Source organism: Hydrogenophaga sp. (genome assembly GCF_051860785.1).
Classification (GTDB): Bacteria; Pseudomonadota; Gammaproteobacteria; order Burkholderiales; family Burkholderiaceae_C; genus Hydrogenophaga.
Genome location: NZ_JBIMLB010000001.1, coordinates 392,819 through 410,276, shown reverse-complemented (window position 1 = coordinate 410,276; position 17,458 = coordinate 392,819). Strand labels below are relative to the sequence as shown.

At 66.5% G+C, this 17,458-nt stretch carries 20 protein-coding genes; 4 read left to right on the top strand and 16 right to left on the bottom strand.

What is annotated here, in order from left to right; genetic code table 11:
• Positions 1-35: 35 nt before the first annotated feature.
• On the bottom strand, positions 36-956 hold the full coding sequence (locus ACTIF6_RS01930; protein ID WP_439586312.1) for an SDR family oxidoreductase: 921 nt from the start codon (positions 954-956) through the stop codon (positions 36-38).
• An 82-nt stretch (positions 957-1,038) separates the two neighbouring features.
• On the opposite strand from ACTIF6_RS01930, the gene ACTIF6_RS01925 reads away from it, so the two are divergent.
• Both ACTIF6_RS01925 and ACTIF6_RS01920 read left to right on the top strand, forming a co-directional pair.
• Positions 1,039-2,073, top strand: coding sequence for a CDP-6-deoxy-delta-3,4-glucoseen reductase (locus ACTIF6_RS01925; protein WP_439586311.1), 1,035 nt, complete (start codon positions 1,039-1,041; stop codon positions 2,071-2,073).
• Between the two features lie 43 nt (positions 2,074-2,116).
• Positions 2,117-3,088: a tripartite tricarboxylate transporter substrate binding protein gene (locus ACTIF6_RS01920; RefSeq protein ID WP_439586310.1), complete on the top strand. Its 972-nt coding sequence runs from the start codon at positions 2,117-2,119 to the stop codon at positions 3,086-3,088.
• Positions 3,089-3,096: 8 nt separating this feature from the next.
• On the opposite strand, the gene ACTIF6_RS01915 is transcribed toward ACTIF6_RS01920, so the two are convergent.
• From ACTIF6_RS01915 to styA, 4 genes are read right to left on the bottom strand one after another with little or no spacing between them, the layout of a single operon-like run.
• Positions 3,097-4,545, bottom strand: a complete 1,449-nt coding sequence (locus ACTIF6_RS01915; protein WP_439586309.1) for an aldehyde dehydrogenase family protein — start codon at positions 4,543-4,545, stop codon at positions 3,097-3,099.
• Entirely contained in the window at positions 4,542-5,063 is a 522-nt protein-coding gene (gene styB / locus ACTIF6_RS01910; RefSeq protein WP_439586308.1) for a styrene monooxygenase NADH-dependent flavin reductase subunit StyB, read from the bottom strand. The genes ACTIF6_RS01915 and styB overlap by 4 nt, the downstream gene beginning before the upstream one ends.
• Positions 5,060-5,371, bottom strand: a complete 312-nt coding sequence (locus ACTIF6_RS01905) for an EthD family reductase (protein WP_439586307.1) — start codon at positions 5,369-5,371, stop codon at positions 5,060-5,062. The genes styB and ACTIF6_RS01905 overlap by 4 nt, the downstream gene beginning before the upstream one ends.
• A 21-nt stretch (positions 5,372-5,392) precedes the next feature.
• Positions 5,393-6,637, bottom strand: coding sequence for a styrene monooxygenase subunit StyA (gene styA / locus ACTIF6_RS01900; RefSeq protein WP_439586306.1), 1,245 nt, complete (start codon positions 6,635-6,637; stop codon positions 5,393-5,395).
• 103 nt (positions 6,638-6,740) lie between these two features.
• Here styA and ACTIF6_RS01895 point away from each other — a divergent pair, with 103 nt between their 5' ends.
• Entirely contained in the window at positions 6,741-7,643 is a 903-nt protein-coding gene (locus ACTIF6_RS01895; protein ID WP_439586305.1) for a LysR family transcriptional regulator, read from the top strand.
• A gap of 5 nt (positions 7,644-7,648) precedes the next feature.
• On the opposite strand, the gene ACTIF6_RS01890 is transcribed toward ACTIF6_RS01895, so the two are convergent.
• The 8 genes from ACTIF6_RS01890 to ACTIF6_RS01855 form a co-directional block, all read right to left on the bottom strand.
• Complete coding sequence (locus tag ACTIF6_RS01890) at positions 7,649-9,127, bottom strand: DegQ family serine endoprotease (protein ID WP_439586304.1); 1,479 nt, start codon at positions 9,125-9,127, stop codon at positions 7,649-7,651.
• A gap of 66 nt (positions 9,128-9,193) precedes the next feature.
• Entirely contained in the window at positions 9,194-10,528 is a 1,335-nt protein-coding gene (locus ACTIF6_RS01885) for an ATP-binding protein (protein WP_439586303.1), read from the bottom strand.
• Entirely contained in the window at positions 10,525-11,184 is a 660-nt protein-coding gene (locus tag ACTIF6_RS01880; protein WP_439586302.1) for a response regulator, read from the bottom strand. The genes ACTIF6_RS01885 and ACTIF6_RS01880 overlap by 4 nt, the downstream gene beginning before the upstream one ends.
• A 34-nt stretch (positions 11,185-11,218) precedes the next feature.
• The gene (locus tag ACTIF6_RS01875; protein WP_439586301.1) at positions 11,219-11,833 is read right to left on the bottom strand and encodes an SCO family protein; all 615 of its coding nucleotides are present in this window, start codon (positions 11,831-11,833) and stop codon (positions 11,219-11,221) included.
• A 5-nt stretch (positions 11,834-11,838) separates the two neighbouring features.
• Complete coding sequence (gene cyoE, locus ACTIF6_RS01870; RefSeq protein WP_439586300.1) at positions 11,839-12,744, bottom strand: heme o synthase; 906 nt, start codon at positions 12,742-12,744, stop codon at positions 11,839-11,841.
• Complete coding sequence (locus tag ACTIF6_RS01865) at positions 12,741-13,907, bottom strand: COX15/CtaA family protein (RefSeq protein WP_439586299.1); 1,167 nt, start codon at positions 13,905-13,907, stop codon at positions 12,741-12,743. Before ACTIF6_RS01865 ends, cyoE begins: the two co-directional genes overlap by 4 nt.
• A 1-nt stretch (position 13,908) precedes the next feature.
• Entirely contained in the window at positions 13,909-14,586 is a 678-nt protein-coding gene (locus ACTIF6_RS01860) for an SCO family protein (protein ID WP_439586298.1), read from the bottom strand.
• The gene (locus tag ACTIF6_RS01855) at positions 14,567-15,307 is read right to left on the bottom strand and encodes an SURF1 family protein (RefSeq protein ID WP_439586297.1); all 741 of its coding nucleotides are present in this window, start codon (positions 15,305-15,307) and stop codon (positions 14,567-14,569) included. The genes ACTIF6_RS01860 and ACTIF6_RS01855 overlap by 20 nt, the downstream gene beginning before the upstream one ends.
• Positions 15,308-15,348: 41 nt before the next feature.
• Here ACTIF6_RS01855 and ACTIF6_RS01850 point away from each other — a divergent pair, with 41 nt between their 5' ends.
• Entirely contained in the window at positions 15,349-15,585 is a 237-nt protein-coding gene (locus ACTIF6_RS01850) for a twin transmembrane helix small protein (protein ID WP_439586296.1), read from the top strand.
• An 88-nt stretch (positions 15,586-15,673) separates the two neighbouring features.
• Here the strand turns inward: ACTIF6_RS01850 and ACTIF6_RS01845 are convergent, their stop codons facing one another.
• The 3 genes from ACTIF6_RS01845 to ACTIF6_RS01835 all read right to left on the bottom strand — a co-directional run bounded on the left by ACTIF6_RS01845 (position 15,674) and on the right by ACTIF6_RS01835 (position 17,445).
• Positions 15,674-16,555, bottom strand: a complete 882-nt coding sequence (locus tag ACTIF6_RS01845) for a cytochrome c oxidase subunit 3 (RefSeq protein ID WP_439586295.1) — start codon at positions 16,553-16,555, stop codon at positions 15,674-15,676.
• A 69-nt stretch (positions 16,556-16,624) separates the two neighbouring features.
• Complete coding sequence (locus tag ACTIF6_RS01840) at positions 16,625-16,831, bottom strand: DUF2970 domain-containing protein (protein WP_439586294.1); 207 nt, start codon at positions 16,829-16,831, stop codon at positions 16,625-16,627.
• Entirely contained in the window at positions 16,828-17,445 is a 618-nt protein-coding gene (locus ACTIF6_RS01835; protein ID WP_439586293.1) for a cytochrome c oxidase assembly protein, read from the bottom strand. Before ACTIF6_RS01835 ends, ACTIF6_RS01840 begins: the two co-directional genes overlap by 4 nt.
• Positions 17,446-17,458 lie beyond the last annotated feature (13 nt).

Sequence of the window (17,458 nt, the reverse complement as noted above, 5' to 3'; positions counted from 1 at the left end):
TGCTGCACGGCCTTTTTCATGTCTGTTCAAGGTCCTCAAGGCTTCAAACCCTGAGCCACGGTCGGGTAACGCAGCCGAAGCCCGAGCTCGTGCTTCATGCGCTGGTTGCGCAGGCGGCGCGACTCACTCATGAAACTCAGCAGCGACAAGGGCAATTGATCGCCCGCCGCATCGCGCGCAATGCGCGGTGGCCGGGGCACGCCGTAGAGGTCGGCAGCGAAGTCGAAGTAGTCGCCCATCTTGAGTTCGGTGTCGTCCACCACGTTCACATTCCGCTGTGGCCGGCCCCGCCAGAGCGCCAGCATGCAGGCGCGCGCCAGGTCGTCGGCGTGGATGTGGTTGGTGTAGACGTCGTCCTCGGCGCGCAGCACGGGCGTGCCGCGCTGCAGGCGCTCGCGCGGCGTGCCTCCCACTCGGTCGGGCGCGTAGATGCCAGGGATGCGCAGCACCGTGGTGCGCACACCGGTGGCGCGCCCCAGCCAATGCACCACCGCTTCAGCGTCCACACGGCGCCAGGCCCGCGGCGTGAGCGGATTCGCCGGCGTGGCTTCGCTTACCCAGTGACCCCTGGCATCGCCGTACACGCCGCTGGTGGAGCCATACACAAGCGCCGCTGGCAACGATCGCTGAACCAGGGCTCGCACCAAGGCGCGGCTGCGCGGGTCGAGCCGCCAGTCACTGGTTTCACCCGAAGGCGGTGGCGCCAGGTGCAACACGCGGGTGGCGATGCCGGCAAGGCGACGCAGGCTTTGCGCATCGTCCAGGTTGCCCTGCAGCGGCGTGATGCCCCGTTCACGCAGCGCAGGCACGCGCTCGGCGCAGGAGGTGAGCGCGAGCAGGCGCACGCGCTGGTTCGAGCCCAGAAGACGCGCAGCGCGCAGGCCGACATCGCCGCAGCCGATGATCAAGACCCGCTCACGCCGGAAGCGTGCGGGCAAAGCGCCCAGGAGGCTCATGCGAAATCCGAATTTGAGACAATGCCCGATTGCCGCCAGCGCACCATGCGCTGGCGGGCCGTTCAAAGACCGAAGTGGCAGTATGACATTCCAGATCACCGTTCAGCCCAGTGGGCGCCAGTTCTCCGCCGAACCCGACGAGGTCATGCTGGCCGCCGGCATCCGCCAGGGCATCGGCCTGCCCTACGGCTGCAAGGACGGGGCCTGCGGCTCCTGCAAGTGCAAGCTGATCTCGGGGAGCGTGGTGCACGGGCCGCACCAGAGCAAGGCTCTCAGCGCCGAAGAGGAAGCCACCGGCTACGTGCTCACTTGCTGCGGTGTGGCGCACAGCGACGTGGTGCTTGAATCGCGCCAGGTCACCGAGGCCGGCGCGTTCTCGATCAAGAAGATGCCGGTGCGCGTGAACTCGCTGGAGCGCGCTTCGCACGATGTGATCGTGCTGCGGCTGCAACTCCCGGCCAGCGACGTGTTCCAGTACCACGCAGGCCAGTACGTGGAATTCCTGCTGCGCGACGGCGACCGCCGCAGCTACTCCATGGCCAACGCGCCGCACCTCCAGGCCACGCAGCCGGGGCTGGAACTGCACCTGCGCCACATGCCGGGCGGCAAGTTCACCGACCACGTGTTTGGTGCCATGAAGGAAAAGGACATCCTTCGCATCGAAGGGCCCTACGGCAGCTTCTTCCTGCGCGAGGACAGCGACAAGCCCATTGTCTTGCTGGCCTCGGGCACGGGGTTTGCGCCGATCAAGGCGGTCATCGAACACATGCTGCACAAGGGCATCGAGCGCCCCGCCACGCTGTACTGGGGCGGCCGTCGCCCGTCCGACCTGTACCAGGCCGCCTGGATCCAGGCGCGCCTGGCCGAGATGCCCAACCTGCGCTACGTGCCGGTGGTGTCCGACGCGCTGCCCGAGGACGCCTGGACCGGTCGTACCGGCTTCGTGCACCAGGCCGTGCTGCAGGATTTCCCCGACCTGTCGGGTCACGAGGTCTATGCCTGCGGTGCGCCCATCGTGGTGGATTCGGCCCGGCACGACTACGTGACCAAGGCCGGCCTGCCGGAAGAAGCTTTCTTTGCCGACTCGTTCACCACCGCGCTGGACAAAGCCGCCTGATCAAAATCGCTTGATTCCCCTTCGAACAACCAGGAGACACACCATGACCAACCGCCGCCAAGCCATCACCGCGCTCGCCGCCGCCAGCCTCGCCGCGCCTGGCATGAGCTGGGCCCAGGCCGCTCCCACGCGCATCGTGGTGCCCTTCGCTGCGGGGGGTCCCATCGACGTGACCGCGCGCGTGCTGGCGGAAGCCGTCAAGGGTTCGCTGGGCACGGTGATCGTGGAGAACCGGCCCGGCGCAGGGGGCAACATCGGCGTCAGCGCGGTGGCCAAGGCGCCGGCCGACGGCCTCACGCTGGGCATTGCCACCACCGCCTCGCACGGCATCAACCCCTGGCTGTTCAAGCAATTGCCCTACGACCCCGCCAAGGACTTTGCCGCCATCACGCAGATGCTGCGCGTGCCCAACGTGCTGGTGATGAACGCCGAGACCGCCACGCGCCTGAACATCAACACCGTGGCCGATCTCATCGCCTACGGCAAGGCCAACCCCGGCAAGCTCAACTACGGCTCGGGCGGCAATGGCAGTGCAGGCCACCTGGCCGGTGAACTGTTCAAGAACCAGGCCGGCATCTTCGCGGTGCACATCCCCTACAACGGTGGCAACCCCGCGCAACTCGGCCTGCTCTCCGGCCAGGTCGACTTCAACTTCGACAACCTGGCCACGGCGGCGGCCAACATCCGCTCCGGCAAGCTCAAGGCCCTGGCCATGACCACACGGCAGCGCAGCAGCGTGATGCCCGACGTGCCCACCGTGGCCGCCACGCTGCCGGGTTTCGACATCGACACCTGGTGGGGCCTGATCGCCCCGGCCGGCACGCCGGCCGAGACCGTGCGCAAGCTCAACGCCGCTTTCAACGCGGCGCTGAACTCGCCCGATGTGAAGGCGCGTTTCGCTCAGTTGCTGGCCGAACCCGCGCCCAGCACGCCCGAGCAGTTCGACGACTTCATGAAGCGCGAGCGCGCGAAGTACGAGCGCATGGTCAAGCTCAGCGGCGCGCAGGTGGACTGAGGCCCCGTCTACTTCCGTTCGCTGATAACCTGGGGTTGCGTCACGGCCTTGAGGCCCTCCAGGCCGAACTCCACGCCCCATCCGGAGCCCTTGACCCCGCCGAACGGCACCATGGGGTGGATGGTTCCATGCTGGTTGATCCACACCGTGCCAGCTTGAATGCGGCTGGCCACCGCCCGCGCGGCCGCAGGGTCGCGCGACCACACCGATGCACCCAGTCCCGCCCGCAACCGGTTGGCACTGGCGATCGCGTCGTCGACGTGGGTGTACCGGATGAAGGGCAGCACAGGTCCGAACTGCTCTTCGTCGACCAGTCGGTCGCCGTCCTCAAGGCCGGTGACGAGGGTCAGCGGGAAAAAATTGCCTTCGCCCGGAAGCGGCTGTCCCCCACACACGATGGTGGCCCCAGCTTCCCTGGCCGCCTCGACGAGGGAGGCGACTTTGTCGAACTGCATGCGGTTCTGGACAGGCCCCATGGCCACACCGCTCTGCGCACCATCTCCCATCGGAATCGACTCGGCAATGGCCGCAAGCTCGCCGACCAGTTCGTCGTGCAGGGATTCGTGCACGTACACGCGCTTGGCACAGGCGCAGGTTTGCCCCATGTTGATGAAGGCGCCCCAGAACAGATCCATGGCCATCGCTTTGGGATCGGCATCGGGCAACACAATGGCCGCGTCATTGCCACCGAGTTCCAGCGTGGTGGGCTTGAGCAGACGGGCTGCCGTGGCGGCGATCTTCGATCCGGTGGTGGATGAGCCGGTGAACATGATCTTGTCGATGTCCGGATGCTCAACCAGCGCCGCGCCGACATCGCCCGCTCCGCTGACCGAATTGATGACGCCATCGGGCAAGTCCGCCGAGATCAGCCGAACCAGTTCGAGCGTCCCGATGCTGGTGTACTCGGAAGGCTTGATCACCACAGTGTTGCCCGCGCGGATGGCCGGAATCATTTGCCAGATCGCGATGAGCAGCGGCCAGTTCCAGGGAGCGATGGCGGCCACCACACCGAAGGGCTTGCGAAACACGGTGTCGCGTCGCGCGTTGTCCTCGAACACGATTTCGGGTGCAAGGTCCAGACTGGCAGGCACTTCGGTCCAGACCTTGCAGCCCATCACCTCGAAGCGCGAACCCGGCACCTGGCCGGGTCCCAGGCCACCCAGTGGCTTGCCTTGTTCGCGCGTGACCCAAAGGGCCAGTTCCTCGGCGTGCGCCTCGATGGTCTGCGCCACCTTCAGCATCAGCGCCTTGCGCTCGGCATCTGGCCGGGCGGCCCAGGACGCCTGCGCGGCGCGGGCAGCTGCCACAGCGTCGTGCACCTGCTCGACGGTGGACCTGGCCACATGGCCGATGACGTCACCCGTCGCGGGATTGAAGGACTCGAACGTGGCACTGGCCGAAACGGGACGACCATTGACGGTGTTGAGAAAGGTCTTGGTGATGGTTTCCAGTTTCATGCTCGACGATCCTGTGAAATGGGGGAGTGGTCCAGGGCGCGGTGGTAGCCGCTGGCAAAGAACATCAGCGGTGCGCCGCCGGTGTGCCCACACGCCGTGACGCGCGCCACGAAGAGCGTGTGGTCGTGAACCTGCAGCAGTTCATCGACCTGGCATTCGAACCACGCCAGCGCATCGCGCAGAACCGGAACATGGGCCGCCGTGTCCCACACCGGCGCAAGCCCAGGCTGAGGATGGCCGCTGAAATGCCGGGACCAGGACTCGTGTTCGGTCCCGAGGATGCTCACGCCGTAGCGGCCCTGGCGGCGAATCCGGTCATGGGTGCGACCGGGCCGCAGCGACACCAGCACGGTGGGCGGCTCCAGGCTGATCGATGTGAAGCTGCTGATGGTCATGCCATGGGGTTGGCCCTGCTCATCGAAGCAACTGACGATCGCGATGCCGGTGGCGAACCGCGAGACACTGGACCTGAAGCGGTGCGGGTCAAGCGCAGCGTCCGGGACAGAGACCAGGCTCATGACGGGTGGGCAGCGACGTCGTAGTGCACCAGCGTGGCGCCGGCTGGCGAGTAGTTCGGCACATCGGCCGCCACCTGCGCGCCCACGGGCGATTGCAGGGCCGCCAGCAGATCGGCCTCGCTGTCGAAGTCGGCCTCGAAGTGGAGGAAGTTCGGTGGGTTCCCCGGCCCCAGAGCTTGTGGAAGAAACCATCGGCAGTCCTTCAATCCAGGCAAGCGGCGCGCCAGCGGAACATGCGTCTTCACGTAGTAGTCCAGGAAGACGTCCGCGTCTACGGGCGCCGGGTAGGTCACGAGCAGTCGGTGCATGTGGGCTCCTCAAGGATCAACTCAGGCCGCCAGGGCCTCGCGAGAGCGCGGCTCGGCCAGCCAGTTGAGGATGCGCTGCGGGCTCGCCAGGCGGTTCCACTGCTCCTCAGGCCGGTTGAAGTTGTCGGTGAACTCGTCGCAGAGCGCGCGGTCCTGGCTCATGGTGCCGATCAGTTGCATGAGTTCAGGCGACGGAGGCTGAAGGAACAGGTTGGTCCAGCGCGTCGCGCCCAGGATGCGATCGCGGCGCTGCGCCTCGACGATCTCGCAGAAGCGCTCGTCGTACACCGACTGACGCACGATCTGCTCGCCCAGGACGAAGGCCGCATGAGAGGCCATGTTGGCGCCCTGGCCGCACAGCGGATCGACCACCGCCTGCACATCCCCGAGCGCGATCGCGATCTTGCCGCTGGGCAGCGTCATGTGCCCCTGGCGCACCGTGGGCGTGACGCCACCCTGCAGCAGGTCCAGTCCGCCCTGGGCCAGGTCGAACGTGTCGCGGTCGATGCGGCGGTACACGGTCGGATGGTGCTTCTCCAGCTTGTCCAGCAAGGTGTCGAGGAAGAAGCGCGGGTCGTCTTCGTAGCGCAGATGGGCCAGGGTTTCCATCTCGCCACCCGGCACGTTCTCCATCAGAAGCGCATGGGCCATTCCGCTGAACGTCACCGTGGGGATGTCGATCAATTCGCCCTGCCCTGGCGACACCGACAGGGTCACGCTGCGGGTGGCTTCTTCCCTCACCCCTTTGTACAGGCCCACGCACAGCATCCGCTGCGGCCCATCGAAGGGTGAATGCGCAGGATCGTGCTGGAACAACTGCCCCAGAGGACCCTTGCCGGCGCACACGACCACCAGATCGGCGCCATCGACGAGGTGGGCAACGTCATCGGCCTTCAGCGCGCCATAGACGAACCGCCCCCCCCGGCTGGCAAGGTCTTCCATCAGGCGCGGCAGGTAAAGCCGGTAGTCCACCGCGCGGCTTGCCGACTTGAAATCGCCCCGGAAGAACAGCGGCTGCTCGCCACCGAAATGGTGGTAGTGGCAGTAGTAGCCGTACTGCTCGGTGGGCCAGTGGTTGACGCCGAGTTCGGTCTCGCGCGCCACGGTGATGCTGTGATGGGCCACGGTGTTCAGCAACCGGGCGCCGGCGAATTCATGCGGTTGCCGGTCGGTGTACACCGTGACCGCAATGCCGCGCGCACGCAAGTAAAGCCCGAGGTGCAATCCCCCGACGCCGCCGCCGACGATGGCAATGTGTTTGCTCATGTTCTGTCTCCTTCTGTGGGTATGCGGGCCATTGTGCAAACAGCCATGCCCTTGCAGAAGGCCATGAATTCGATAACATCCATTCATTTTCTGACTGAAAAGAATGCAGGGTCTCAGCGTCTACACCGCCTTTGCCCGCGCCTACGAGTTGCGCAGTTTCTCTGCCGTGGCGCGAGAGATGGGGTTGACGCAATCGACCGTCAGCAAACACATCGCCGCCCTGGAATCCGAGCTGAAGGTCCAGCTGTTCGCCCGCACCACGCGCAAACTCAATCCCACGCAGGACGCTGCCCGTCTGTATGAAGGCGTGCTGCAGTTGCTCGACGCGGCCGACGCCGTGCAGGCCGCCGTGGGCGGCCAACGCGCCGAGCCGTCCGGACTGTTGCGCATTTCGCTGCCGGATTCCTATGGGCGCGCGATGGTGCTTCCGAGACTGGCGGTCTTCATGAAGCAGCATCCGAAAGTGCGCCTGGACGTGCGGTTGAGCGATCAGGCTGTGAATCTGGTGGAGGACGGTGTGGAAGTCGCGGTGCGGATCGGCGACCTGGCCTCGAGCACGCTGGTGGCGAGGTCCATGGGCGTGATCGAACACCTGATCGTGGCGACACCTGAGTACCTGGCGGCCCACGGCGAGCCGCGCCATCCAACCGATCTGCTGCACCACAACTGCATCGTCTACACCGGCTTCGCCAAGGCCAACCGGTGGGTGTTCGATTCCGAACAGGGACGCCAGACCATCGAAGTGCCCAGCACGCTGGGCATGAACAGTGCCGACGCCATGTACGACGCCGCGCGTGCCCACCTGGGCATCGCGCGAGTGCCTTCCTGGGTCGTGGGCGATGACCTCCGGCAGGGCCGTGTGAAGAGTCTGTTGCCGGACGACTGGCCGACCTCCCTGCCGATCCACATCGTGTACCCACAAACCCGCGTGCTGTCGTCGCGCGCTCGCGCCTTCATCGACTTCCTGCTGGAGATCGCCGCGCCCGCCCCGGCCCGGCCGGGTTGACGGCTTCAGCCCAGACGCACCGGCACGAAGATCTGGTCGCCGTCGCGCTGGATCAGCAAGGCCAGCGATTTGGTGGACTTGCCCAGCAGCGCGCGCACCTGTTCCACGCTCTGCACCTTCTCGCCATTGACGGCGAGCAGCACGTCGCCCTGCTGCACACCCGCCAGTGCGGCCGGACCGCGCGCATCCTCGACCAGGAGGCCGCTTTCCACACCGACCTCCCGCCGTTCCTGCGGCGCCAGCGGCCGCAGGGCCAGACCCAGGCGACCCTGGTCGGTGGACGCGTCCGCGCGTGCCGTCTTCACGGTCTTGTCGGCGGCATCGCCCAGCTTCGCGTTCAGCTCCATCGCCTTGCCTTCGCGCCACACGTTCAGGCGCACCTGCGCACCGGGTGCGGTCTGGCCAATAAGCGCCGGCAAGTCGCCCGAACCCACGATGGCCTGCCCGTTCACCTGACGGATCACGTCGCCCACCTTCAAGCCGGCCTGGGCGGCCGGGCCGCCCGGCTCCACGCTGGAGACCAGCGCGCCTTCGGGCTTGTCGAGCTTGAACGACTCGGCGAGTGTCTGGTTGATCTCCTGTACGGCCACGCCGAGACGCGCGTGGCTGGCCTTGCCGTGGGCCACGATCTGGTCCTTCACCTGCAGCACGGTCTCCATGGGAATCGCGAACGACAGGCCCTGGTAGCCGCCGGTGTGGCTGTAGATCTGCGAGTTGATGCCCACGACCTCACCGCGCGAATTGAACAAAGGCCCACCGGAGTTGCCAGGGTTCACCGCCACGTCGGTCTGGATGAAGGGCACGAAGCTGTCATCGGGCAGCGATCGCCCCTTCGCACTGACCACACCCGCCGTCACGCTGTTCTCGAAACCGAAGGGCGAGCCAATGGCGAGCACCCATTCACCCACCTGAAGGTCGCGCGCGCTGCCCAGGGGCACCACGGGCAGGTCTTTCGCGTCGATGCGCAACACCGCCACGTCGGTCTTGGCGTCGCTGCCCAGCACCTTGGCCACGAACTCGCGCCGGTCGGTCAGCTTGACGGTGACGCGTTCGGCGTTGCGCACCACGTGCGCGTTGGTCAGCACCAGGCCATCGGCGCTGATGATGAAACCCGAGCCCTGACCGCGCGCGGGCATCTGGCGCCCACCGCCAGGGGCATCGGGCATCTGGAAGCGCTTGAAGAATTCGAAGAACGGATCGTCGGGGTCGATGCCGGGGCCGCGACGGGCCGCCGCCGGCGATGCCTCGTCCGATCCGGCCTTGCCGACCACGCTGATGTTGACCACCGCCGCGCCGTGGCGCTGCGCGATCTGCGCGAAGTCGGGCATGGCCACGGTGGCCACGGCGGGTGCCTGCGCGGCGATGGCGGGCACGGCGGCGTGGGCGTGGTAGCCAGACACCAGGCCGACGCTGGCGCCGCCCACGATGCCGGCCGCCGCCAGCGAGAGCACCAGCCGGGTGGCGGAGAGTGACAAGGTTTTCATGAAGGCTCCTTCAGCAGAGGCAGATTGAACATGCCGCTACTTTGAGCCCGCAGAGTTAGACGATTCTTAGGTGGGTGCCACCGGCAGGCGAAGGCCGATGCGCAAGCCGCCGAACCGCGGCGAGCGGTCCAGCGCCAGGACACTGCCATGCAGTTGTGCGATGGCGCTGGCTATCGCCAGGCCCAGGCCGCTGCCCGTGGTGGCGCTGCCCGGTACACGGTAGAAGCGATCGAGCACGCGGTCGCGGTCGGCCTCGGCGATGCCGGGGCCGCTGTCCTCCACCGACAACACCAACTCCGCCCCTTCGCGCCGCAAGCCCACGTCAACGGTGCCGCCCTCGGGCGTGTACTTCACGGCGTTGTCCACCAGGTTCGCGAGCAGGATGCGCAGCGGCTCCGCATGTCCCTGCACCGGCGTGGCGTCCACCGCATCGAGTCCAAGGTCGATGCGCTTCGCTGCGGCCCACGGTGCGGCATCGGCCACCACCTGCGCGGCCAGGGTGGCCAGCGCGACCGGCTGTGCCGTTGTGGCCTCAACCCCATGGGCCTGCTGGCGCGCCAGCACCAGCAACTGCTCCACGAGGCGGGTGGCACGGTCGATGCCGGCCAGCAGCCGTTCCACCGCCAGCTCGCGGGTGGCATCGTCGCGCGCGCGTTGCAGGCCCTGCACCTGCAGGCGCAGCGCGGCCAGGGGCGAGCGCAGCTCGTGCGCCGCTTCGGCCACGAAGTGCTTCTGCGCATCGAAGGCCTGGCGCACGCGGCCGAAGAGCAGATTGAGTTCGCGCACCAGCGGGCGGATTTCGTCCGGCAGCCCCTCTTCGCCCACCTCGGCGAGTTCGTCCGCACCACGCTCGGCCACCTGCCGGCGCACGCGCGCCACCGGCGCGAGCGACACGCTCACCACCGCCCAGGCCACCAGCATCAGCAGCGGCGCGATCCAGACGATGGGCAGCACGGTGCGCCATGCGATCGAGCGCGCCATGTCCTGGCGCGGCTGCATGTCCTGCGCGACCTGGATGACCTGGGTGCGCGAGTTCATGGAGTACACGCGGTACGGCCGGCCATCGATCTGCATGTTGGAGAACCCGAGCACGGCGCGCTGCGGCAGGCTGGCGTTGGCGCCCGACTGGAACACGCGCAACCCGTCGTGCGTCCAGACCTGCACGAAGAAATCGAAAGCCTCCGGCGGCGGTGGCTCGCCGCCCGACAGGGGCAGGCCTGGCAGCGGCACACCGGCTCGCAGGGCCTGCGCCATCTGCTCCATGTGGTAGTCGAACATGCCATCGGCCTCGGCTCGCGCCTGCTGGTACACGATGGTGGCCTGCACACCGGCGGCACCGACGATGGCCAGCAGCAACAGGCCGAGCAGGCGCGTGCGCAGCGAGTTCAGCGACAACCTCATGCCTTAGGCACCATGTAGCCGACGCCCCGCACGTTGATGATCAGGCCAGCCCCCAATTTCTTTCGCACGCCGTGGATATAGACCTCCACCGCGTTGCTGCTCACGTCGTCCTTCCAGCCGTAGAGTTTTTCCTCGAGCTGTTCACGGGAGAGCACCAGTCCGGGCCGCGCGATCAGGGGTTCGAGCACGGCCCACTCGCGCGCCGAGAGCACCACCGGCTGCCCGTTCGCGCTCACCTCGCGCGTGGCGGTGTTGATGCTCACGCCCATGTGCTCGTACACCGGCTCGGCCCGGCCCGCTGCACGGCGCAGCAGGGCGCGGATGCGCGCGAGCAACTCGTCCATGTCGTAGGGCTTCAGGATGTAGTCGTCCGCGCCTGCATCCAGCCCCTCCACGCGCTGCTGCACCGAGTCGCGCGCGGTGGCGATCAGCACCGGCACGCGGTCCTTGCGCGCACGCAGATCGCGCAACACCTCCAGGCCATCGCGGCGCGGCAGGCCCAGGTCGAGCAGGATGAGGTCGTAGTCGAGCGATTTCGCCGCCGTGGTCGCCATCTCGCCGTCGCGCACCCAGTCCACCGCGTAGTGTTCCGCGCGCAGCAGGTCCAGCACGGCCTCGCCGATCATGGTGTCGTCTTCAACCAGCAGCAGCCTCATGGGTCGATGGTGCTGGTCTCGACTTAGGCCGGCCTTAGGCCTGCGCCAGCAGCTTCTTCACATCGCCCGCCAGCGCGGCGGCGCCGCTGCCATACCGGTGGTACAGGCGGATACGGCCCTGCGGGTCGTACACGTAGCTCCCGGCCGAGTGGTCCATGGTGTAGCTGGTGGGCGTGGGCCCGTCCACCTTCTTGTAGTAGACCTTGAAGCTCTTGGCCAGCTCGGGCAGCGCATCGGGCGCGGCGTACAGGGCCAGGAACGTGGGGTCGAAACTGGCCATGTACTGCTTCATGATCTCGGGCGTGTCGCGCTCGGGATCGACGCTGATGAACAGGCCTTGCAGGCGATCGCCATCGGAACCCAGCAGGCGTTTGACCTCGGCCAGCTCGCTCATCGAGGTGGGACACACGTCCGGGCATTGGGTGAAACCGAAGAAGATCACCACCACCTTGCCCTTGAAGTCGGCCAGCGTGCGCGCCTGGCCGTTGTGGTCGGTGAGCGAGAAGCCGGTGGCGTAGTCGGCACCGGTGATGTCGATGGCGGCAAAGGAGGCGTTGGCGGCGTCGTCGGAGCAACCGGCGAGGAACAGGCCGGCTGCGCCCAGCGAGGCGGCCAGCAGGTGGCGGCGTTGAAGGTGAGGTGACGTCATGGCGGTCAGATGTAGTGGTCCACCAGCAAGGCGGCGAACAGCAGAGAGAGGTGGATCAGGGAGAAACGGAAGGTCTTGCGGGCCAGCGCATCGGAGTAGTTGCGCCAAAGAGCCAGCGCGTAGGCGCAGAAGCCGATGCTCAGCACGATCGCGGCGGCCAGGTAGATCCAGCCGCTCATGCGCATCACGAAAGGCATGAGGCAGGCGGCGAACAGCACCACCGTGTAGAGCAGGATCTGCAGCCGCGTGAACTCGGAGCCGTGCGTGACCGGTAGCATGGGCAGGCCGGACTTGCGGTAGTCCTCCACGCGGTAGAGCGCCAACGCCCAGAAGTGCGGCGGCGTCCAGAGGAAGATGATGAGGAACAGGATCAGCGCTTCGGGAGCGACCACGCCCGTCATGGCGCTCCAGCCCAGCACCGGGGGCATGGCGCCCGAAGCCCCGCCAATCACGATGTTCTGCGGTGTGAGCGGTTTCAGGATGACCGTGTAGACCACCGCGTAGCCCACGAAGGTGGCGAAGGTCAGCCACATGGTCAGCGGATTGACCCAGAAGTACAGCACGGCGGAGCCGGCGGCACACAGCACGGCCGAGAAGGTGAGCGTCTTGCCATTGGTGAGTTCGCCCTTGGCGGTCGGACGCCAGGCGGTGCGCTTCATCTTCGCGTCGATGTGCTGTTCAACCACGCAGTTGAAGGCGGCGGCCGCACCCGCCACCAGCCAGATGCCGAAGCAGGCGATGGCCGCCAGTTGCACCTGCGCCCAACTCGGTGCGCCCGGCACCGCCAGCACCATGCCAATGAGCGCGCAGAACACGATGAGCTGGATCACGCGTGGCTTGGTCAGCGCGTGGTATTGCCGCCAGACCGATGGCAATGGCATGGCAACGGGAGGGGTGGACGCAGCGCTCATGAAGTGGGCCGGGAAAAATGCAGGGGGGCGGTCTTCACCGTCAAGGCGTCGTGCTGGCGTGCGCGCCGCGTGCCCGCCAGCGCACCGGTGAACACGATGACCATGGCCGCAGCACCGCCGGTGTGGGCCACGGCAGCCAGCAGCGGCCAGTCGAGCACCACGTTGGTCAGGCCACTAACGAACTGCCAGGCGGCCAGCAACAGCAAGGCGCGCGCGGTGGCGCGCATTCCAGGCTCGCGCCACAGGCGCCACCCCAGCCAGACCATGGCCGCGAGCACGGCGTAGGCCATCAGGCGGTGCACGTAGTGAATGGCGGTGAGCGCCGGAAAGGCAATGGCATCGCCCGCTCGGTTCTGGCCGAGTTCGCGCCAGAGCGTGAAGCCTTCGCGGAAATTCATGACCGGCCACCAGCTTCCCTGGCAGGTGGGAAACTCGCTGCAGGCCAGCACGGCGTAGTTGGTGCTGACCCAGCCGCCCAGAGCGATCTGCAGCCACAGCAGGCCGGTCACCAGCCCCAGCGCCAGGCGCAAGCGGCCACGCAGTTCCACCGGGCCCCTGGAACCCGGCTCGGCCAGCGTGTAGGCGACCGACTGGGCGCGCAGCAGCGCCAGCAGTGCCATGCCCCCCAGCAGGTGCAGGGTGACGATGGCGGGAAAGAGTTTCATGGTGACGGTGAGCGCCCCGAACGCACCTTGCAGGCACACCCACACCAGCGTCACCAGCGGCCACACGAAAGACACCGAGAGCCGACGCCGCTCGATCCAGCTCACCAGCGCCAGCACGAGGATGAGCACGCCCACGGCGGTGGCCAGGTAGCGGTGGATCATTTCGATCCAGGCCTTGGAGAAGGTGACCGGGCCGGTGGGCATGGCCGACTGCGCCGCGGCGATGGACGCGCTGGCACCCACTGGGCTCGCGCTGCCGTAGCAGCCCGGCCAGTCCGGGCAACCGAGGCCGGAGTCGGTGAGGCGTGTGAAGGCGCCAAACAGCACCAGATCGAACGTGAGGAACAGCGTCACCAGCGTGAGCACGCGCAGGCGGTGCGCCGGTGGCGCATGGCGGTTGCGCAACCACACCCACGCCAGCGGCCCGAGCGCGATCACCACGCCCAGGAGCATGAGGCGGGCCACGGGGGCCAGGTCGTACAAAGGCTGCACTTCCATTTCAGTTTTGCCTGCCTTCTTTATCCCAGAAGGCAGAGGCCCTGAGGAGACGATCCAGGTCGCGCTTGGCCTGTGCGGGATCGAGGTGAGCCGGGAACCGCATCATCCAGTTGCCCAACGGATCGACCACGTACAGGTGGTCCTCGATCTTCTGGCCGGGTGCTGGCTGCAGCCAGGCCGCCAGCGCCTGTGCGTCCACGTGCAGCACCTGGGCGGCCTGCGTGGCCTCCTTCAACGGTTCGGCAAGCGCCGCATCACCAGTGCGCAGCCACACCCAGTCGAGGCGGGTCTTCTCACGGCCCAGCGTCTCGCGCAACTGACGCTGCAGGTACAGGTGCTGCTGGCAGGCTTCGGGGCAAGAGGAATCGGCCACGCTGATGAGCAGCCACTGGTCTTTCAACGACGCCAGCGGCACCTGCTGGCCCTGCGCGTTGGTGCCGCTCCAGGTGGGCAGGGGGCGCTGCGGATCGATGAGTTCACCGTAGTTGCGCCGGCCTTCGGGCCGGATCACGTAGTAGGTGAAGTACGAGGCAATGACGGGCGCTGCGCACACCAGCATGAGACCCAGCAACTTCCAGCGGCCCGAGCGCGTGCTCGCCACGGCCTGGGCACCGGCCTGGTCCAGTCGGGGCAGACTGTGCACGGTCATCGTCAGGGGTTCATCGGGCGTCTGTGCCATGGAGTTTGCGCTTTCGGCGGGGGGAGAGGATCTGGAACCAGACATAGAGAATGCCCGCTAAGGCACACAGGGCGAACCACTGGAAGGCATATCCGTGGTGTTTGCTGACATCAAGGGCCACCTGAGGCCACTCGCGCAACAGGCCATCGGAGGCATCACCGGATTGCAGGACCGACACGTCCAGCAGCTGCAGGCCGGTTTCCCGCGCGAACGCGGCGAGGTCGATATTTTGCCGGATCGGGCCGGTGCCCGCCTCACCCAGCTCATAGAGCTTGCCCGGCGGCGGGGCCAGGCGCCCCTGAATGCGCACCGTGCCTTCGGGCGTGGGAATGGCGGGCACGCGGTTGCGGTCGGTGAAATCGCGCGCCACCCATCCGCGCTGCACCAGCACCACGCGATCACTTCCCTGCAGCCGCAGCGGCGTGACCAGGAAAAACCCCACACGGGCATTCATCTGGCGGTTGTCCAGGAACACACTCGCATTCGGCACCCACTCACCCACCAGGTAAGCTGGGCGGTGGACCCCGAGCCTCGGATCCGCGCTCATCAGGAGATCGGTGTTGCCCCAGGCCGCCAGGCCGCTGCGCTCGTTGATCTGGGCCTGCAGGTCCAGTTTCTGCGCCGCGCGATCGAGCTGCCACAGGCCGAGCGAGGCGGTGATCGCCATGGTCAGCACCGTGGCGGCGCTGACGATCCAGAAACGCAGGCGGATACGCGTCATGGGGTCAGCACCGGGTGCGCGAGGCACCGATAATCCGGGGAATGAAATATCTGGTCATCGTGGCGTTCGTTGCCATCATTGGAAGCCTGGGTGCCGCGTTGATCTACATGATGCGCGGTGGACAAGGTGACACCGCCGAAGGTGATGTGCCACGCAAGAACCACATGGCACGTGCACTGGCGTTTCGGGTCGGATTCTCCATCCTGCTCTTCGTGGTGGTGCTCATCAGCTACCTGATGGGCTGGATCCAGCCCACCGGATTGCCGTTGCGCGGCTGAACTCCCCATCCTCTCAGCAAAAAAGCGCCAGAAGGCGCTTTTTCTTTGGGCGTCTTTCGGGGGCGGAGTTCCCGCCCCTGCAGGCGCATTACATCCAGTAAACCAGGATGTACAGGCCCAGCCAGACCACGTCCACAAAGTGCCAGTACCAGGCTGCGCCTTCGAAACCAAAATGGCGCTGGGCGGTGAAATGGCCCTTCTGCAGGCGCAGGGTGATGAACAGCAGCATCAGCATGCCCACGAACACGTGAAAGCCGTGGAAGCCGGTGAGCATGAAGAAAGTGGAGCCGAACACGCCCGAAGACAGCTTGAGGTTCAGGTCGGCGTAGGCGTGCGCGTATTCGTAGCCCTGCACGCCCAGGAAGACGATGCCCAGCACCACGGTCATCCACATGAAGGCGATGGTGCGGGCGCGGTTGCCGGCCTGCAGTGCATGGTGGGCAATGGTCAGCGTCACGCCCGACGTGAGCAGCAGCGCGGTGTTGATCGTGGGCAGCCAGAACGGGCCCATGGTCTGGAAGGGCTCGACCATGCCGGCCGGCGATGCGGTCGCACCAGCCTGGACGCTGGGCCAGACGGCTGAGAAGTTCGGCCAGAGCAGCGAGTTCTCGAAGCTGCCCAGCGCCGGCACAGAGTGGGTGCGCGTCCACCACAGTGCGGTGAAGAAGGCGCCGAAGAACATCACTTCCGAGAAGATGAACCAGCTCATGCTCCAGCGGAACGAGAGATCGATCTTGCGGCCGTACATGCCCGTCTCGCTCTCGTGCACCGATTCGCTGAACCACTGGAACAGCACGACCAGCCAGAACACCAGGCCAAAGGCCAGCGAGTAGGCACCCCAGCCCGCGCCATTGATCCACTGCCCTGCGCCCAGGATGACGAAGAAAAGACCGATGGCGGCCATCACGGGGTGGCGCGAGGGGCCGGGAACGTAGTAGTAGGGCGTCGTGCCGTGGGATGCTGCTGACATGCTCACTCCTGTTTTGCTTTCGCTTGTATCAATGTCTAAGAATCAAAAAATCTGCACTAGTCGCCCGCCTCAGCCGGCCACCCAGTTCACCAGCACGATGAGACCGAGCACAAAGAGAAACGCCATGCCCACGCCCACCGCGATGAGGTGCAGCGGGTTGAGTTTGGCAATGTCGTCCTGGTAGTCGGCGTTGCGCCGCACGCCCAGGAAGCCCCACAGCACCGCCCTGACGGTGCCGAGGAAAGAACCCTTGCGTTGACGGACCGGCGCGTTCATACGGCCCCCGGCGATTTGACGACCACCGGGCTCAAGGCTTGCGGCGGCTCATCCCGAGGCGCATCGGGCACCTTGCCGCCCACCTCGAAGAAGGTGTAGGAAAGCGTGATGGTGCTCACGTCCTTGGAGAGCCGTGGATCGATCACGAAGGCCACCGGCCATTCCTTTTTCTCACCGGCTTGCAGCGTGTACTGCGTGAAGCAGAAGCACTCGAGCTTGTTGAAATGCGCCGCGGCCTGTTTGGGCGCGTAGCTGGGAATGGCCTGCGCGGCCATGGTGCGGTTCTGGATGTTCTGGAACTCGTACATCACCGTCGTGAGCTCGCCCGGGTGCACCTGCAGCGAGCGCACCGCCGGCTTGAAATGCCAGGGTCCGCGGGCGTTCACGTCGAACTCCACGGTGATGGTGCGCGTGCGGTCCACCTGGGAGTTCGCCGGCATTTTGGTGGGTGCCGCGCCGGGCACCCGAAGTTCTGACACCGCCAGCACGTTGATGCCCAGGGCTTCGCAGATGTGCCGGTAGATCGGCACCAGCGCGTAGCCGAAGGCGAACATGCCCAGCGCGATCACGCAGAGCTTGCTCACCATCTTGAGGTTTTCGCGCTGAAGTCCCACGGCGTGTCTCCAG

What these genes read in the sequence shown, in the direction of transcription:
- ACTIF6_RS01895 (WP_439586305.1), top strand. Translation starts at nt 6,741, where the DNA reads ATGCAGGGTCTCAGCGTCTACACCGCCTTTGCCCGCGCCTACGAGTTG.
- ACTIF6_RS01860 (WP_439586298.1), bottom strand. Translation starts at nt 14,586, where the DNA reads ATGGCACAGACGCCCGATGAACCCCTGACGATGACCGTGCACAGTCTG.
- styB (WP_439586308.1), bottom strand. Translation starts at nt 5,063, where the DNA reads ATGAGCCTGGTCTCTGTCCCGGACGCTGCGCTTGACCCGCACCGCTTC.
- ACTIF6_RS01905 (WP_439586307.1), bottom strand. Translation starts at nt 5,371, where the DNA reads ATGCACCGACTGCTCGTGACCTACCCGGCGCCCGTAGACGCGGACGTC.
- ACTIF6_RS01865 (WP_439586299.1), bottom strand. Translation starts at nt 13,907, where the DNA reads ATGGAAGTGCAGCCTTTGTACGACCTGGCCCCCGTGGCCCGCCTCATG.
- ACTIF6_RS01855 (WP_439586297.1), bottom strand. Translation starts at nt 15,307, where the DNA reads ATGACGCGTATCCGCCTGCGTTTCTGGATCGTCAGCGCCGCCACGGTG.
- cyoE (WP_439586300.1), bottom strand. Translation starts at nt 12,744, where the DNA reads ATGAGCGCTGCGTCCACCCCTCCCGTTGCCATGCCATTGCCATCGGTC.
- ACTIF6_RS01930 (WP_439586312.1), bottom strand. Translation starts at nt 956, where the DNA reads ATGAGCCTCCTGGGCGCTTTGCCCGCACGCTTCCGGCGTGAGCGGGTC.
- ACTIF6_RS01875 (WP_439586301.1), bottom strand. Translation starts at nt 11,833, where the DNA reads ATGACGTCACCTCACCTTCAACGCCGCCACCTGCTGGCCGCCTCGCTG.
- ACTIF6_RS01845 (WP_439586295.1), bottom strand. Translation starts at nt 16,555, where the DNA reads ATGTCAGCAGCATCCCACGGCACGACGCCCTACTACTACGTTCCCGGC.
- ACTIF6_RS01850 (WP_439586296.1), top strand. Translation starts at nt 15,349, where the DNA reads ATGAAATATCTGGTCATCGTGGCGTTCGTTGCCATCATTGGAAGCCTG.
- ACTIF6_RS01920 (WP_439586310.1), top strand. Translation starts at nt 2,117, where the DNA reads ATGACCAACCGCCGCCAAGCCATCACCGCGCTCGCCGCCGCCAGCCTC.
- ACTIF6_RS01880 (WP_439586302.1), bottom strand. Translation starts at nt 11,184, where the DNA reads ATGAGGCTGCTGCTGGTTGAAGACGACACCATGATCGGCGAGGCCGTG.
- ACTIF6_RS01925 (WP_439586311.1), top strand. Translation starts at nt 1,039, where the DNA reads ATGACATTCCAGATCACCGTTCAGCCCAGTGGGCGCCAGTTCTCCGCC.
- ACTIF6_RS01890 (WP_439586304.1), bottom strand. Translation starts at nt 9,127, where the DNA reads ATGAAAACCTTGTCACTCTCCGCCACCCGGCTGGTGCTCTCGCTGGCG.
- ACTIF6_RS01885 (WP_439586303.1), bottom strand. Translation starts at nt 10,528, where the DNA reads ATGAGGTTGTCGCTGAACTCGCTGCGCACGCGCCTGCTCGGCCTGTTG.
- ACTIF6_RS01915 (WP_439586309.1), bottom strand. Translation starts at nt 4,545, where the DNA reads ATGAAACTGGAAACCATCACCAAGACCTTTCTCAACACCGTCAATGGT.
- ACTIF6_RS01840 (WP_439586294.1), bottom strand. Translation starts at nt 16,831, where the DNA reads ATGAACGCGCCGGTCCGTCAACGCAAGGGTTCTTTCCTCGGCACCGTC.
- styA (WP_439586306.1), bottom strand. Translation starts at nt 6,637, where the DNA reads ATGAGCAAACACATTGCCATCGTCGGCGGCGGCGTCGGGGGATTGCAC.